15 protein-coding genes are annotated in these 16358 nt (G+C 70.8%); 10 read left to right on the top strand and 5 right to left on the bottom strand.

What is annotated here, in order from left to right; all coding sequences use genetic code 11:
• The first annotated feature begins 22 nt into the window (after positions 1-22).
• From PXH83_RS20180 to PXH83_RS20195, 4 genes are read left to right on the top strand one after another with little or no spacing between them, the layout of a single operon-like run.
• Positions 23-946 carry an ABC transporter permease gene (locus PXH83_RS20180; protein WP_274561775.1) on the top strand — a complete coding sequence of 308 codons (924 nt, stop codon included), beginning with the start codon at positions 23-25 and terminating at the stop codon, positions 944-946.
• Positions 939-1943, top strand: a complete 1005-nt coding sequence (locus PXH83_RS20185; protein WP_274561776.1) for an ABC transporter permease — start codon at positions 939-941, stop codon at positions 1941-1943. The genes PXH83_RS20180 and PXH83_RS20185 overlap by 8 nt, the downstream gene beginning before the upstream one ends.
• 11 nt (positions 1944-1954) lie before the next feature.
• Positions 1955-2929: an ABC transporter ATP-binding protein gene (locus PXH83_RS20190; RefSeq protein ID WP_274561777.1), complete on the top strand. Its 975-nt coding sequence runs from the start codon at positions 1955-1957 to the stop codon at positions 2927-2929.
• Complete coding sequence (locus PXH83_RS20195) at positions 2922-4040, top strand: ABC transporter ATP-binding protein (protein ID WP_274561778.1); 1119 nt, start codon at positions 2922-2924, stop codon at positions 4038-4040. Before PXH83_RS20190 ends, PXH83_RS20195 begins: the two co-directional genes overlap by 8 nt.
• A 272-nt stretch (positions 4041-4312) precedes the next feature.
• Here PXH83_RS20195 and PXH83_RS20200 read toward each other — a convergent pair whose 3' ends face one another.
• Positions 4313-6439, bottom strand: a complete 2127-nt coding sequence (locus PXH83_RS20200) for a prolyl oligopeptidase family serine peptidase (RefSeq protein WP_274561779.1) — start codon at positions 6437-6439, stop codon at positions 4313-4315.
• A 179-nt stretch (positions 6440-6618) separates the two neighbouring features.
• On the opposite strand from PXH83_RS20200, the gene PXH83_RS20205 reads away from it, so the two are divergent.
• The 4 genes from PXH83_RS20205 (at position 6619) to PXH83_RS20220 (ending at position 10322) form a co-directional block, all read left to right on the top strand.
• Complete coding sequence (locus PXH83_RS20205; RefSeq protein WP_274561780.1) at positions 6619-6813, top strand: DUF2304 family protein; 195 nt, start codon at positions 6619-6621, stop codon at positions 6811-6813.
• Between the two features lie 23 nt (positions 6814-6836).
• Entirely contained in the window at positions 6837-7724 is an 888-nt protein-coding gene (gene mshB / locus PXH83_RS20210) for an N-acetyl-1-D-myo-inositol-2-amino-2-deoxy-alpha-D-glucopyranoside deacetylase (protein WP_274561781.1), read from the top strand.
• The gene (locus PXH83_RS20215) at positions 7721-8146 is read left to right on the top strand and encodes a DUF6113 family protein (RefSeq protein ID WP_274561783.1); all 426 of its coding nucleotides are present in this window, start codon (positions 7721-7723) and stop codon (positions 8144-8146) included. The genes mshB and PXH83_RS20215 overlap by 4 nt, the downstream gene beginning before the upstream one ends.
• Positions 8147-8321: 175 nt before the next feature.
• Positions 8322-10322 (top strand): hypothetical protein, encoded by a 2001-nt coding sequence (locus PXH83_RS20220; protein WP_274561784.1) that lies wholly within the window; start codon positions 8322-8324, stop codon positions 10320-10322.
• 608 nt (positions 10323-10930) lie between these two features.
• On the opposite strand, the gene PXH83_RS20225 is transcribed toward PXH83_RS20220, so the two are convergent.
• Together PXH83_RS20225 and PXH83_RS20230 are read right to left on the bottom strand one after the other, a co-directional pair.
• The gene (locus PXH83_RS20225; protein ID WP_274561785.1) at positions 10931-11755 is read right to left on the bottom strand and encodes a transglutaminase-like domain-containing protein; all 825 of its coding nucleotides are present in this window, start codon (positions 11753-11755) and stop codon (positions 10931-10933) included.
• 18 nt (positions 11756-11773) lie between these two features.
• Positions 11774-12769, bottom strand: coding sequence for a GNAT family N-acetyltransferase (locus PXH83_RS20230; protein WP_274561786.1), 996 nt, complete (start codon positions 12767-12769; stop codon positions 11774-11776).
• Positions 12770-12911: 142 nt separating this feature from the next.
• On the opposite strand from PXH83_RS20230, the gene fdxA reads away from it, so the two are divergent.
• Together fdxA and PXH83_RS20240 are read left to right on the top strand one after the other, a co-directional pair.
• Positions 12912-13232, top strand: coding sequence for a ferredoxin (gene fdxA, locus PXH83_RS20235; protein WP_018089397.1), 321 nt, complete (start codon positions 12912-12914; stop codon positions 13230-13232).
• Between the two features lie 100 nt (positions 13233-13332).
• Positions 13333-14430 (top strand): bifunctional succinyldiaminopimelate transaminase/glutamate-prephenate aminotransferase, encoded by a 1098-nt coding sequence (locus PXH83_RS20240; protein ID WP_274561792.1) that lies wholly within the window; start codon positions 13333-13335, stop codon positions 14428-14430.
• 80 nt (positions 14431-14510) lie between these two features.
• Here PXH83_RS20240 and PXH83_RS20245 read toward each other — a convergent pair whose 3' ends face one another.
• Positions 14511-14957, bottom strand: a complete 447-nt coding sequence (locus tag PXH83_RS20245; RefSeq protein WP_274561794.1) for an ATP-binding protein — start codon at positions 14955-14957, stop codon at positions 14511-14513.
• 297 nt (positions 14958-15254) lie between these two features.
• Positions 15255-16265, bottom strand: coding sequence for a heavy metal transporter (locus tag PXH83_RS20250; protein ID WP_274561795.1), 1011 nt, complete (start codon positions 16263-16265; stop codon positions 15255-15257).
• Between the last annotated feature and the right edge of the window lie 93 nt (positions 16266-16358).

Here is a 16358-nt window from a genome sequence, read left to right on the forward strand (position 1 = left end):
CCCGCGACCCCCGGAGCCCTTCATGGGACGTTACGTGATCCGGCGTCTGCTGCAGATGATCCCGGTCTTCCTCGGCGCCACGCTGCTGATCTTCCTGATGGTGAACGTGATGGGCGACCCCATCGAGGGCCTCTGCGGCCCCCGGGCGTGCGACCCCGCCACCGCCGGTCGGCTGCGCGCCGAGTTCGGGCTCGACAAGCCCGTGTGGCAGCAATACCTGACGTACATGGGCAACGTCTTCACCGGTGACTTCGGCACCGCCTTCAACGGCCAGGAGGTCACCGAGCTGATGTCGACGGCTTTCCCCGTCACCTTCCGGCTGACCGTCGTGGCCATCGTCTTCGAGATCGTCATCGGCATCAGCCTCGGCGTGCTCACCGGCCTGCGCCGCGGCCGCCCCGTCGACACCGGCGTCCTGCTCCTCACCCTCGTGGTGATCTCGATCCCGACCTTTGTCACCGGCCTGCTGCTCCAGCTGCTGCTCGGCGTGAAGTGGGGAGTCATCAAGCCCGCGGTCTCGCCCGATGCCCCGGTCGACGAACTGCTGCTGCCCGGCCTCGTCCTGGCCTCGGTCTCACTGGCGTACGTCACCCGCCTCACCAGGACATCCGTCGCCGAGAACTCCCGCGCCGACTACGTCCGTACGGCCGTCGCCAAGGGCCTGCCCAGACGCCGCGTCATCTCCAGGCACCTGCTGCGCAACTCACTCATCCCCGTGGTCACCTTCATCGGTACGGACGTGGGCGCCCTGATGGGCGGAGCCATCGTCACCGAGCGGATCTTCAACATCCACGGCGTCGGCTACCAGCTCTACCAGGGCATCGTCCGCCAGAGCTCCCAGACCGTCGTCGGCTTCGTGACCGTGCTGGTGCTGGTCTTCCTGCTGGCGAATCTGATCGTCGACCTCTTGTACGCCGTACTCGACCCGAGGATTCGTTATGCCTGAGCCGAAGTACGACGACGGGGGAGCCATCGGCCCGACCGGCGCCGGAGGGGCGATGGACCTTGCCGTGGACGAGGGCGCAACCCTCAAGACCTCGGGCGGCCCCGAGGGGACCGGCCCGGCGGGGCTGGATCCATCAGCCGCCTCCGGCGGACGGGCGCGCAGTCTCTGGTCCGACGCCTGGCGCGATCTGCGGCGCAACCCGGTCTTCATCCTCTCCGGCCTGATCATCGTCTTCCTCGTGATCATCTCGCTCTGGCCGTCGCTGATCGCGAGCGGCAGCCCGCACCAGTGCGACCTGGCCAGGGCCCAGGAGGGCTCCCAGCCCGGCCACCCCTTCGGCTTCGACGGCCAGGGCTGCGACGTCTACACGCGCACCGTCTACGGCGCCAGGACATCGGTCACCGTCGGCGTCTGCTCCACCCTCGGCGTGGCGCTGCTCGGCAGCATCCTGGGCGGGCTCGCCGGCTTCTTCGGCGGCGCGTGGGACGCGCTGCTGTCCCGTATCACCGACATCTTCTTCGGCATCCCCGTCGTCCTCGGCGGACTCGTCTTCCTCTCTGTCATCACCAGCACCACCGTCTGGCCGGTCATCGGATTCATCGTGCTGCTCGGCTGGCCGCAGATCGCCCGCATCGCGCGCGGCTCGGTCATCACCGCCAAACAGAACGACTACGTGCAGGCGGCGCGGGCACTGGGCGCGAGCAGCTCGCGGATGCTGCTGCGGCACGTCACTCCCAACGCCGTAGCCCCCGTCATCGTCGTGGCGACCATCGCGCTCGGTACGTACATCTCGCTGGAGGCGACCCTGTCGTACCTCGGCGTCGGCCTGAAACCGCCCGCCGTGTCCTGGGGCATCGACATCTCGTCCGCCTCGCAGTACGTCCGCAACGCCCCGCACATGCTGCTCTGGCCGGCGGGCGCGCTCGCGATCACGGTGCTCGCGTTCATCATGCTCGGCGACGCGGTGCGCGACGCCCTCGACCCCAAGCTGCGCTGAGGAGCCCCGCCATGTTGCTCGAAGTGCGCGACCTGCACGTGGAATTCCGTATGCGCGACGGGATCGCCAGGGCCGTCAACGGCGTCAACTACGCCGTGGACGAAGGCGAGACGCTGGCCGTGCTCGGCGAGTCGGGCTCCGGGAAGTCCGTCACCGCGCAGGCGATCATGGGCATCCTCGACATGCCGCCCGGGAAGATCACCGGCGGCGAGATCGTCTTCCAGGGCCGCGATCAGCTGACGCTCAAGGAGGACGAGCGGCGGAAGGTCAGGGGCAGGGAAATGGCCATGATCTTCCAGGACGCGCTGTCCTCCCTCAACCCCGTGCTCAGCGTGGGCGATCAGCTCGGCGAAATGTTCATCGTCCACAAGGGGATGTCCAGGAAGGAAGCGAAGGCGAAGGCCGTCGAGCTGATGGACCGGGTGCGCATCCCGGCGGCCAAGGAACGGGTCGGGCAGTATCCGCACCAGTTCTCCGGCGGTATGCGCCAGCGCATCATGATCGCGATGGCGCTCGCCCTGGAGCCCTCGCTGATCATCGCGGACGAACCGACGACCGCGCTCGACGTGACCGTACAGGCGCAGGTCATGGAGCTGCTCGCGGAGTTGCAGCGCGAGCTCGGGATGGGGCTCATCCTCATCACCCACGACCTGGGCGTCGTCGCCGACGTCGCCGACAAGATCGCTGTGATGTACGCGGGCAAGATCGTGGAGACAGCACCGGTCCACCCGGTCTACAAGGCCCCCGCCCACCCGTACACCAAGGGCCTGCTCGAATCGATCCCGCGCCTGGACCAGAAGGGTCAGGAGCTGTACGCGATCAAGGGCCTGCCGCCGAACCTGATGAACATCCCGCCGGGCTGCCCCTTCAACCCGCGCTGCCCGCTGGCCCGGGACGTGTGCCGGACGGATGTGCCGCCGTTGTACGAGGTCTCGGAGGAGCGCGGGAGCGCGTGCCACTTCTGGCAGGAGGCACTCAATGGCTGAGCCGATCACTGCCGAGGCGATTCCCGCTGTGCCGGGTCCCGCCGAGCGGATTCCTGTCGAGCCGATTCTTGAGGTGCGAGGGCTGCACAAGCACTATCCCCTCACCCGGGGCATTCTCTTCAAGAAGCAGATCGGCGCGGTCAGGGCGGTCGACGGCGTCGATCTCGACCTGGGGGCCGGCGAGACGCTCGGCATCGTGGGGGAGTCGGGCTGCGGCAAGTCGACCCTCGCCAAGATGCTGGTGCATCTGGAGAATCCGACGGCCGGGTCGATCCGGTACAAGGGCGAGGACATCACCAAGCTGTCCGGGCGCGCGCTGAAGGCGGTACGCCGCAACATCCAGATGGTGTTCCAGGACCCGTACACGTCACTGAACCCCCGTATGACGGTGGGCGACATCATCGGTGAGCCGTACGAGATCCATCCCGAGGTGGCCCCGAAGGGCTCGCGCCGGCAGAAGGTCCAGGATCTGCTGGACGTCGTCGGGCTCAACCCGGAGTACATCAACCGCTATCCGCACCAGTTCAGCGGCGGGCAGCGGCAGCGGATCGGCATCGCGCGGGGCCTCGCCCTCCAGCCGGAGATCATCGTGGCCGACGAACCGGTGTCGGCACTGGACGTCTCCGTCCAGGCGCAGGTCATCAACCTGCTGGACCAGCTCCAGAGCGAATTCCGCCTGAGTTACGTGTTCATCGCCCACGACCTGTCGATCGTGCGGCACATCTCGGACCGGGTCGGCGTGATGTATCTGGGGCGGATCGTGGAGATCGGCACGGACGAGCAGATCTACGAGCATCCGACGCACCCGTACACGCAGGCGCTGCTGTCCGCCGTGCCGGTGCCCGACCCGACGGCGCGCGAGTACCGCGAGCGGATCCTCCTGACGGGCGACGTGCCCTCGCCCGCGAACATCCCGTCGGGCTGCCGCTTCCGTACGCGCTGCTGGAAGGCACAGGAACGGTGCGCGCTGGAGGTGCCGCTGCTGGCGGTGCCGGCGGTTTTCCGGGACACGGACGGGCCGGCGGAGCACGATTCGGCGTGCCATTTTGCGGCGGAGATGCGGGTGGTGCCGGGGGAGGAGGGGGCGGGCGCGGCCGCCACGGCGCCATAACTGCCCTTCAATTTCTTTAACAGCCAGGCAACTTGGCTGTCGCAACTCCGATATACGAACGCGCCATTCTGAATGGCGTACGGCCGTGCGGGTGCCGTAAGCCGGCCGGGGCGCGCCATGTCGCCCCGGCCGGTTACCACGCCTTTCTGACGCAGCTCTCGCGCCCCTCGGCCCTGGCGGGCCTCCCGGGCTTCGACCTGCTGCGGCGGACTCCGTCCACCGGGCGCAGCTTCGGGCTTGGGGAAGGCAGGGGAACAAGCCCCGCGCAGCGGCTACCGCACCGCAGGCAGCGAGCGCTTCAGGAAGTCGACCTGCAACAGCAGCAGATTCTCCGCGACCTGCTCCTGCGGTGTCATGTGCGTGACGCCGGACAGCGGAAGCACTTCATGCCCCCGCCCCGCCCCCAGCAACGCCGAAGACAGCCGCAGCGTATGCGCCGCCACCACGTTGTCGTCCGCCAGACCGTGGACGATCATCAACGGGCGGTGCTGATCGGCCACTTCGGAAAGCCCGTCCCCCGTGACGAGCGAATTCGCCGTGTACACCTCCGGCTGCGAACCCGGATCGCCGAGATACCGTTCCGTGTAGTGCGTGTCGTACAGCCGCCAGTCGGTGACCGGTGCACCCGCGATCCCCGCGTGGAAGACATCGGGCCGACGCAGCACCGCCAGCGCCGCCAGGTAGCCGCCGAACGACCAGCCCCGGATCGCGACCCGGCCGAGGTCCAGCGGGAAGTCGGCCGCCAGCGCTTGCAGCGCCTCGACCTGGTCGTCCAGCGTGAGCGTAAACGCGTTGCGGATCGCCTTCTCCCAGCCCGGCGAGCGCCCGGGCGTGCCCCGCCCGTCGGCGACGACCACCGCGAAGCCCTGGTCGGCGAACCACTGCGAGGTGAGGTGCGCATTGTGCGCGGCGACCGCCCGCCGCGCGTGCGGCCCGCCGTACGGGTCCATGAGTACCGGAAGGGGACCATCCCCCTCCTCGTAGCCCGTCGGAAGCAGAACGGCGCACGGAATCCGGCGCGCGCCCCCCTCGACCAACCGCACGCGCGCCCGCAGAACCGGCTCCTCCGCGTACGACGTGACCACCGCCTCCCGCTTGCCGTCGCGCAGTACCGAAACGACCGTGCCGCTGCTCTCCGGACGGGCCGAGGCCAGCACCGTCACCCCGCCCGACCGGACCGCGGAATGCACCCCGGCCCCCTCCGAAAGACGCTCCACGCCCAGCTCGTTGACCCGGTAGACATGCACTTCGCCGGTCTCCGGAGCCGCCGCCTCCATACCCGCCGACGCCGAAACGAGCACATCGCTGTCCGATACGTCCAGCACCGCACGTACGTGCAACTGCGGCCCGGTCAGAGGCCGGTCGCCGACCGTCAGCACCCGCGCCCCGCCCTCGTCCGCGATCCGTACGAGCCGCCCGTCGGGGGCCCAGACCGGCACCCCGTCGAAGAGTTCCAGCCACGCCTCGTCCTCGTCCGCGTGCACGGTCCTCGTCCTGCCGGTCTCGGTGTCCACCGCCAGATGCAGCTGACTGCGCTGATCCCTCGCCTGTACGAGCAGCAGCGGCGCCCCCGCCTCCGACCAGTGGACCCGGGCCAGATACGGATGCCGGACCCGGTCCCACGTCACCTCCGTACGCGCCCCGTCCAGGCCGTACAGGAAGAGGCGTACGTCCGCATTGGGCGTACCCGCCGCCGGGTACGCGACCCGCGCCGGTTCGGCCTCCGGACGCGCCGGGTCGGAGATCCACCAGCGCCCCACGGCCGCGTCGTCGGTGCGGGCGACCAGCAGCCGGTCCGAATCGGGCGACCACCAGAAGCCGCGCGAGCGGGACATCTCCTCCGCCGCGATGAACTCCGCCAGGCCGTACGTCGTGTGCTCGTCCTCCGGCTCGGCGAGCGCCCGGTCACCGGCGCCCTCCGCGTCGATCACGCGCAGGGCGCCCCCGGCGACGTACGCGACATGCCGCCCGTCGGGGGAGGGGCGGGGGTCGAGAACCGGGCCCGCAGCAGGCAGTTCGCGCGCCGTACCCGCCCGCAGCTCCGCCGCGAACAGCCGCCCGGACAGCGCGAACGCCGCCAGTTCGACCGCCGCGTCCACGGCGTACGAGACGATGCCCGCCGACCCCTCGCGACTGCGCTCGCGCCTGGCCCGTTCCCGCGCCGACAGCCGCTCCGCGGCGCCGCCCAGCAACTGGCCGGGATCCGCCGCGATGCGCTCCTGCGCGCCCCCTTCAAGATCAAGCACCCAGAGCGCGTTGGCGCGATCGGTGCCGGAGGGGGAGCGGAGAAAGACCACACGCGTCCCGTCGGGCGACACGGTGAACGCCCGCGGTGCGCCGAGGGTGAAGCGCTGAGTCCTGGCGTGCTGCCTGGGGAAGGAGAGCTGCTTCGAGTTCATGCGCCAGAAGCTACCGCTCCCTGCCCCCGCCCATGCGCCCCTCGTGCTGCCGTGCACCGATCAATGCGAACGCACTGATAGTTATGATCCGTAGCGCTAGGTGGGTATGAACCTGCTGGCGCCTGTCGTCATGCCCGCTCCGACCTGAGTCCGACCTGAGTAAGTGGAGGTGAACCGCCGTGGCACTCTCGATTTCGGCGGTAGTGCTGTTGGCGATCATCGTCATCCTGATGGTCCGGAAATCCGGGCTGAAGGCCGGACATGCGGTGGTTTGCGTCCTGCTCGGCTTCTACTTGGCGAGCTCGTCCATCGCCCCCACGATCAGCGAACTCACCACAAACGTGGCCGGGATGATCGGCGGCATCAAGTTCTGACCCATGCCTCGTAGGGTGGTCCCATGACGGACCACCCAGCCCGTCGTCTGCTTCTGGTGCACGCGCACCCCGACGACGAGTCGATCAACAACGGCGCCACCATGGCCAAGTACGCCGCCGAGGGCGCCGGAGTCACCCTGGTGACCTGCACGCTCGGCGAGGAGGGGGAGATCATCCCGCCCGCCCTCGCGCACCTGGCCGCGGACCGCGACGACACCCTCGGCCCCCATCGCATCGGCGAACTCGCCGCCGCGATGAAGGAGCTGGGGGTCGGCGACCACCGCTTCCTGGGCGGCCCCGGCCGGTTCCGCGACTCCGGAATGATGGGCGCCGCACAGAACCACCGCGAAGGCGCCTTCTGGGCCACGCCGGTGGACGAGGCGGCGGCGTACCTCGTCGACGTGATCCGTTCCGTACGCCCGCAGGTCCTCGTGACGTACGACCCGGACGGCGGCTACGGGCACCCGGACCACATCCAGGCCCACCGCGTCGCGATGCGCGCCGCCGACCTCGCGGCCGACGCGGACTTCCGCCCGGACCTCGGGGCGCCGCACACCATCGCCAAGATCTACTGGAACCGGGTGCCGCGCACGGTGGTCGAGGACGGCTTCGCCCGCCTGCACACGGCCGGGGCGGGCTTCCCCGGTACCGGCGCGGTGGACGACGTCCCGGGCGTGGTCGACGACGCGCAGATCACCACGGAGATCGACGGCACGGCGTACGCGGCGGCCAAGGCGGCCGCGATGGCCGCCCACGCCACCCAGGTCGCGGTCGAGGGCGACTTCTTCGCACTCTCCAACGAACTGGGCCAGCCGATCTTCACCACAGAGTTCTACGAGTTGGTACGGGGCGAACGCGGTGTCGCGGCCGGCCGCGAGACCGACCTCTTCGCGGGAGTGGTGACGTCATGACACAACGCAAGAACCCGCCGGCCGCGCCGCCGCCCGCCGGACTCGCCGCGCCCTTCAACGCGGGCCGCGTCGGCGCGTATCTGCTGCTCGCCGTACTCGGCGCGCTGGTCGGCGCCGCGGGCGTCCTCGTCCACGCGGCGTGGATCCCCGGCGGACTGTTGCTCGCACTGCTCGCCACGACGTGCGTCTTCTACGGCGGCATGTACGCGATGGGCACCAAGGCGGGCGTCGGCGCGTCCGCCGCGGGCTGGATCGTCTCCATCGTGCTGATGACCGTCAGCCGCCCCGAGGGCGACCTTCTCATCGGAGGCAGTCTCGTGTCGTACGCCTACATGTTGGGCGGAATGGGACTCGCTGTGATCTGCGCCACGGTGCTGCCCCTGCCGCAACGGGGTGCTGACGGCGCCCGACTTGGCAAATGACGTACCACTTGGGTCCGTGAATTGACCGCGCTCGCACGGCCGTAGGAACCTCGCTTCCATGGTCGCGGGACGGCTGTCGGCGGCGGCCAGTATGGTGGTGCGCGCCGCCGAGCTGCCCGCAGCAGGCATGCAAGAACGTAAGAGCGGGCGGCGGAGCTAACCGGGAGAACCTGCCTTGAGTCGTGAAACTGACAGTTCGTCCTCCGGCCCCCAGGGGCGTGCCGGAGCCGCGTACCCGTCGGGTACGCCGCCGTACGGAACCCCCCAGTATCCGTCGCCGCACCCCTCGCAGGACGCTCCGGGCGGAACCGCCGAGGCCGCCGCACCGGTCGAGCCCGACGAGCCCAGGACCGAGACCACGCTGACCACGCGTATCCGGATCAACATCCCCGGATCGCGGCCGATCCCGCCGGTCGTCATGCGTACGCCCATGAGCGACACGGACCAGGCCCCCTCGGCACGCTCCTCCGCCTCCGCATCGTCTTCTTCCGCCGCTTCGGGCCCCGGCCCCCGCCCCGACGCCGAGCGCACCGGCAGCACGCCCCGACCGGCGGAGCCGCCTCGGGACAACGCGGCTGCGGCGCAGCAGGCGGAAGCCGGGGCCGAGCGCTCCGGCGACCAGCCCGCCAGCGACTGGTTCGCCCCGCGCAAACCGGCCGCGCCCGCTCCGGCGGCCCCGGCGGCGCCCGCCCCCCCGCAGGGCGGCGGACAGCGCCCCGACCTCCCGTACTTCACCCCGGAACCGCCGCAGCGCGCGACCGAGCCGCTGCCGCGCCGCACCGGCGCCCCCCTCAGCGACTTCGACGCGGACGCCAACCGGCCCGCCACCGGTGGCTTCCCGGCCGGACGCATCGCAGGCCCCACGGGCCCCACGACCGGCCCCGTCACCGGCAGCTCGCCCATGGCGGCGGGACCCCGCCCCGGTATGAACCCGCCGGGCGCCCTCGGCCAGTCCGGCCCGCCGCGCATGTCGGACGACACGGCCGTCCTGACCCCGCAGCAGCCGGCCCCCAACACGCCCTCGGGCGGCAACGTCTCCGGTGACACGCTGACCAGCGGTATCCCCGTGGTCCAGCCCGTCGACCGGCACTCGCCGTTCGCCCCGCCGCCGCACTCCGGTGACACCGGCGGCCGCTTCGTTCCCGACCCGACGCCGGGCTTCCCGAACGACCCGCTGGGCCCGGCCGCCCCGCCGCGCGCCACGCCCGCGCCCGCACCCGCGCCCGCCAAGAAGGGCCGCTCCAAGCTGGTCCTGGCTGCCGTCGGCGTCGTGGTGCTGACCGGTATCGCGTACGGCGCCGGGCTGCTGATGAACCACTCCGACGTACCGAAGGGCACCACCGTCCTCGGCGTCGACATCGGCGGCGGCACCAAGGACGAGGCCGTCAGCAAGCTCGAAGCCGCCCTCGGCAAGCGCGCCACCACCCCGCTCCAGCTCGCGGTCGACGGCAAGCGGATGCAGCTCACGCCGGAGAAGGCGGGCCTCGCCCTGGACAGCCAGGAAACCGTGCGCGGCGCGGCGGGCAGCGACTACAACCCCGTTTCCGTGATCGGCTCCCTCTTCGGCGGCGAGCGCGTCGCCGAGCCGGTGATCCCGGTCGACGAGGAGAAGCTGAGCGTGGCGCTGGCCGACCTGGCGGGCGACTCGGGCACGGCCAGCGAAGGCACGATCAAGTTCGTACCGGGCAAGGCGATCGCCGTACCCGGCAAGGCGGGCAAGCAGCTCGACGTCAACCGCTCGATGATCTCGGTCAGGGACGCGTACCGGGCGCAGGTCGAGACCGGGAAGCCGAACATGGTGGAGCTGCCGGTCGCCGCCAAGGAGCCGACGGTCGGCCCGGCCGAACTGAACCGGGCCATGAAGGAATTCGCCCAGCCCGCGATGTCCGGCCTGATCACGATCAAGGCGGGCGGCAAGCAGATCCAGTTCGGCCCGGCGAGGTCGCTGCCGAAGATCCTCTCCATGAAGCCGATCAACGGGCGCCTGGTGGAGGTCTACAACAAGCCGGCGATCGAGCAACTGCTCGACGGCGTCTTCGACGGCGTACAGATCACCAAGGGCGACGGCAAGAAGCACCCGGTAACCGCGGACGACGTGGCCCACGCGATGCAGACGGCACTGCTGGGCAAGACGCCGGCGCAGCGAGTCCAGGAGATCAGCCTCAACCCGAGCTGATCTTGGCTTGCGCCGGTGGGCCCCGTGCGGGGTTTGGCTTGCGCCGGGTGGGCCCCGGGCGGGGTCGGGCCGCTCCGGGGGCGCCATTCGGGACTGCATGATTTAGCTGCGGTGCGGGGGCTGCGTTTGCGAGGCCAGTAATTCGCGCACAAATCACGCTTTACGTCCCGAACAGCGCCCCCTGCGCGTCCCGCCCCCTCGCGCCGGTGGTCCATCCGGCCCCGCTCGCCCAGGGGTGCCGCCCCCGTTCACCTGTGCCGTCGACCGGCGCCGGTCGGTGTTGGCGACGTACGGGAGGGGGACGGGGCCGTAGGGAGTGGTGTTCGGGACGTAAAACGTGATTTGTGCGCGGGACGCCGGGAGGGCTTTCGGTGACCCGGGATCGCAGCTAAATCATGCAGTCCCGAATGCCGCTCCCGTAGGCCCCGGCCCCCGGCACCATCACAGGCCCCGCAGCGTCCCGCCCCCGGCACCACGACAGGCCCCGCACCGCTTTGGCCCCGGCCCCCGGCACCACCACCGGCCCGGCAGCGCGCGCCCGCCCCCGGCACTACGACCGGCCGCCCTGCCACCGCCCCGGCAACCCGCCCCGCACCCCCCCGCAAACCTCAGTTCAGCCTCGCCCGTGCCGCCCGTGCCCTCCGGCGGATTACCTCCGCCGATGACGGTTCCACCTCCGCCAGTACCTCCGCGTACGCCTCCATCTCCGCCGCGCCGCCCAGGAAATCGCCCCGCTGCACCAGCAGTTGGGCCCGCTCGTATCTGAGCCGCGCCGGATGCGCCGGGAGCAGCAGCGACAGTTCGACCGCCCACAGCTGGACGTCCGTACGCTCGGGGCGGGCCGCCGCCCATGCGCGGATGTTGTTCAGGATCCGCAAGACGATCTCCAGCGGATCCGCCGGCACCAGCATCGAAGGGTCGAGCGGTTCCCCCGTAGCCCCAGCGACCAGCAGTTCCGCGTCAGCGCCCGTCAACAGCCGCCCCCCGTCGAAGGGGTCGACGAGGACCTGCTCGCCGGGAGGCCCGAAGCCGACCACGAAGTGGCCGGGCAGGGCGACTCCGTACACCGGGGCGCCCGCCCGCCGGGCCACTTCGATCCACACGACCGACAACAGAATCGGCAGCCCGCGCCGCCGCCGCAGCACCTCGTGCAGCAGAGAGGACTCCAGCCGCTGGTAGTCATTCGGCGATCCCCCGAACCCGCAGCGCGCACCGAGGAGGTCGGACACGGCGGAGGCCCACCCCCGCGCACCGCCGGGGCGGAACGGCAGCAGCCCGGCCAGCCGGTCGAGTTCGATCTCGGCCGCGTCCATCCCTGCCTGGTCCAGTGAAGCGTCCGCCTCCGCGCCCACCAGCAGGCACAGCAGTGCCAGATCGGGCCGTTCGGCGCGGGCCTCCTCGGCGAAACGGTGCCGCCGCTCGGTCGGTTGCATATGCCGTTCGTACCCTGCCTACGCCGGTCGGAAGTGGTGGTAGCTGTGGTGCGTCGCGAAGCCCATGCCGTCGTACAGAGCCCGCGCACCGCCGTTGTCGGCCTCGACCTGAAGCCACGCGGCCGACGCCCCTTCGTCCAGCGCCCGCCGGGCCAGCGCGGTCATGACGGCGCGGGCCAGCCCCTGGCGCCGGTACGCCGGATCGACCTCGACGGCCATGAACCCGGCCCAGCGCCCGTCGACGACGCACCGCCCGATCGCGGCGGGCGCCCGGCCTTCGCCGGGGACGGACGCGAACCACACGGACGGCCCACTCCCCAGCACCTTCAGTACGTCGGGCCCCGGCTCCTCGAACCGCTGGTAGCGCGAGAGCCACGCCGCGTCGCACGCCCGGTCCAGGCGTACCCGTGAGACATCCGCGTCCAGGTCCGCGATGGGCGCGAGCGCGGCGATCCGTACGTCGGCGGAGACCTCGCGCAGCCAGCCGCGCCGCTCCAGTTCCGCGCCGAGACGTTCCTGCGTGCCTTCTGCCCCGGTCGAGACCTGGACGTACGCGGGAAGCCCCCGTACCGCGTACCACTCCCGCACCTTCACGAGCGCCGCATCGAGCGGCATCCCGGGATCGCCGAGCGGCAGCGCCGAGTTGGCACGGCGGGTGAAGCCGCCGGCGGCCCGCAGGAGCCAGTCGCCGAGGGGCTCGCTCTCGACGGGCTGCCAGGCGCGTGCGGTGACCCGCGCGAGCTCCTCGAAGTTCGCCGCAGGGCCGCGCCGACGAGCCGGTGCGGAGGGTACGACCTTGCCCGCGACCAGCGCGGATTCCGGGATTCTGACCGACTCGCCACCCTTGCGTGTGATCGACAGCACACCCGCGTCCCAGGATGTGAGCACACCGACCGTGTCGGTGAACTTCTCACCCGGCGCTCCGGACCCGCCCACGCGCCTGACTGATACCCGTTTGCCCACGTCAGCAGGCGAAATACGGACCTCAAGCCGTCCTCCGGCTGTGAATTCCATCGATCTGTCCGCCCCTCCTGTTCGGATCGTGCCCGGGAACGGAGATACTAGGTACTGGGCATCGACGACGCCGCGCTCCCGCGCGCCAACGCGACGGAGCCGCAGATCGGCCCGCCGCGCCCTATCGAGGAGGAACGACAGCGTGACCTACGTCATCGCGCAGCCTTGTGTCGACGTCAAGGACAAGGCGTGCATCGAGGAGTGCCCGGTCGACTGCATCTACGAGGGCTCCCGGTCCTTGTACATCCACCCGGACGAATGCGTCGACTGTGGTGCCTGTGAACCGGTTTGCCCGGTCGAGGCAATCTTCTACGAGGACGACACTCCTGAGGAGTGGAAGGACTACTACAAGGCGAACGTCGAGTTCTTCGACGAGCTCGGTTCGCCCGGTGGTGCCTCGAAGCTGGGCCTGATTGAGCGTGACCACCCCTTCATCGCAGCACTGCCCCCGCAGAACCAGTAAGCGACGAGGCAAGTGCGCCGCCCCGGTCCCGTACGGCCTGCCGCCGTACGGGACCGAGGCGTTTTTTGCCGCCCGTACGAGCACGAGAAAGTGAAGCACCGTGTCCGCAGTCACTGACCGCCTGCCCACCTTCCCCTGGGACAAGCTGGAGCCGTACAAGGCGACGGCGGCCGCCCACCCGGACGGCATCGTGGACCTGTCCGTCGGCACGCCCGTCGACCCGGTCCCCGACCTGATCCAGAAGGCTCTTGTCGCGGCCGCGGACTCCCCGGGCTATCCCACGGTGTGGGGCACGGCCGAGCTGCGCGACGCGCTCACCGGCTGGGTGCAGCGGCGGCTCGGTGCGCGCGGTGTGGGGCACACCAACGTCCTGCCCGTCGTCGGCTCGAAGGAGCTGGTGGCATGGCTGCCGACGCAGCTGGGTCTGGGCGCGGGGGACCAGGTCGCGTACCCGCGGCTCGCGTACCCGACGTACGAGGTGGGCGCACGGCTGGCGGGCGCCGAGCCGGTCGTGTACGACGACCCCAGCGCGGACCTCGACCCCACCCGGGTCAAGCTCCTGTGGCTCAACTCGCCCTCGAACCCGACCGGCCGAGTCCTGGCCAAGGACGAGCTGACCCGGATCGTCGCATGGGCGCGTGAGCACGGCGTGCTGGTCTTCAGCGACGAGTGCTACCTGGAGCTGGGCTGGGAGGCCGAGCCCGTCTCCGTACTGCACCCCGATGTGTGCGGCGGTACGTACGAGGGCATCGTCGCCGTCCACTCGCTCTCCAAGCGTTCCAACCTGGCTGGCTACCGGGCCGCCTTCCTGGCGGGCGACGCGGCGGTCCTCGGCGACCTGCTGCAGATCCGCAAGCACGGCGGCATGATGACGCCCGCGCCGGTGCAGGCGGCGACGGTGGCGGCGCTCGGTGACGACGTACACGTGAGGGAACAGCGCGTGCGGTACGCGGCCCGGCGCGCGGCGCTGCGGACCGCTCTGGAGGCGCACGGCTTCCGGATCGAGCACAGCGAGGCGAGCCTGTACCTGTGGGCGACGCGCGACGAGCCGTGCTGGGAGACGGTCGGGTACCTGGCGGGCCTGGGGATCCTGGTGGCTCCCGGTGACTTCTACGGGGCGGCGGGCGACCGTTTCGTACGGGTGGCCTTCACGGCCACCGACGAGCGCGTCGAGGCGGCGGTCAAGCGCCTCGGCTGATGCGCATTGCATACAGGAAGGGGCCCCGGGGAGTTCGTGCTCCCCGGGGCCCCTCCGTTTTTGTGCGGGCTGCGTACGGACTAGCTGAGGGGCAGGCCCTGCAGCGGCAGGTTGTCGGTCGACGGCACGCCCTGGGTGGGCAGACCCGCGGTCGGGAGGCCGGTTTCGGTCGCGGTCGAGGCGGTCTCGCCGAGGGCGCCTCCGGCGGTGCCGGCGATGTGACCGGCAGCATTCTGCGCGGCCGGAGCGGCCATCTTGCCGGCCTTGCCGACGGTCTTGCCCGCGGCAGGGACCGCCTTCTTGACGGCCTTGCTGCCGGTGTTGCCCGCCGTCTTGGTGGCCTGCTGCGAGGCTCCGTCGACGGTGTCGCCGAGGCCGGCGCCGTCCACGGCGGTCACGCCACCCAGGTTCGGGGCGGCGGGGAGGTCTACGGCGCTTGCGGAGCCGGCCGCACCGACCACGGGGGCTGCGCCGGCCGCGATCAGCAGTGCGGCGCGGGCGATCCGACGGGTCAGGGGGAGGGACATGGTGCTCCTTAGACGGGATAGACGTTTGATGAAGAGGGTCTGTCCGACGATCGGACGCAGTGACAACCCCTCCGAGGGCGGGGAAAGTTGCGGTGCGCCAAGGTAAAGAGTTGGTAATGCATCGCATAATCGGCTGTGGATGAATCCGGGCAAATGATCCGCCTCGGAGTTAGCCGCAGAATCGTCAATGCCCTTTATTCGCAAGGGGATTGGGAAAAGGTGGCGCCTGGGTGGCCGGGTTTCCCTGGAGCGCCGAACCGGCGTGATCTCCGTACTGCTTTCGGGTGACCGTCCGCACTATTGCGCGGTGGTGATTCGGACTTCTCCGGTGCCGTTCTGAGTGCTGCCGGACTTTCCCGTGCCGGACTCGGCGTCCGCCTTGCGCCATTTCTTCCCGGAGTCCCCGGACTCTCCGGCGGACCACACCCGGCCCGCGTAGGAGACCTGCGCGATGTGCAATTCGGACGAATTGGCCACGGCCCAGTGCGCCAGCTCCCAGCCGCGCGGATCGCCGTCACCGTCGGCGCTGCCATTGCTGCCGGTGTTGCCCGCCGCCCGAGCGGGTACGGGCACGGTCACCGTCGCTCCCGCCGGGGCGCCGCCGGGCTGGGCCTTCTCGCCCCCGGTGCCGGTCGGCGAACCGGCGGCCTGCGCCGTCGGCAGCACATCGGGACCGAAGTCCCGCACCAGCGCGGCCCGTACGTCGGCAGGCTTGCCCGGCCGGCCGTCCTGCGGCGCCGCGCAGGTCAGCGACGCGGGTGCGCGGCCGGTGAGCGCGGCGGCCAGCAGCGCGGCGTCGGGCTCGTGCTTCGCGTACGCCTGCGGGAAGCCACTGCGCTGGACGCGCTGGGCGGCGACCGTCAGGGGCAGCCGCGAATAGCCGGGGACCTTCGCCAGGTGCTCGTAGAACTTCCCGGCCGAATACCCCGGGTCGAGGATCTGCTTCTCGGTGCCCCAGCCCTGCGAGGGGCGCTGCTGGAAGAGGCCGAGCGAGTCCCGGTCGCCGTGCCTGATGTTGCGCAGCGCCGACTCCTGGAGGGCGGTCGCGAGCGCGATCGTCACCGCTCGCTGCGGCATTCCGCGCGAGGTGCCGACGGCGGAGATCGTCGCGGCGTTGACGGCCTGCTCGGGACTGATCTCGTACGTCGCCCCGTCGCCCGCCGCCGAGCGCACCGTGCAGCGCGGTGCGCCTCCGCCACCGGTCACGAACTGCGCCACCAGATACCCGGCCAGCGCGAGCAGCACGGCGACACCCGCCGTGATGCGCAGGGCGCGGCCGCGAGCTGCGGAAGAGCTGGACTCAGGCACGCTGCCTAAGGTACTTGAGGCCTGTGACAGGCCTGTGGGGTGCTTCCGTTTCCGGCTCCCCGGCTGTCCCCGGACGTCGCGCGCTAGGGTCGG

Source organism: Streptomyces spiramyceticus (assembly GCF_028807635.1).
Lineage (GTDB): Bacteria > Actinomycetota > Actinomycetes > Streptomycetales > Streptomycetaceae > Streptomyces > Streptomyces spiramyceticus.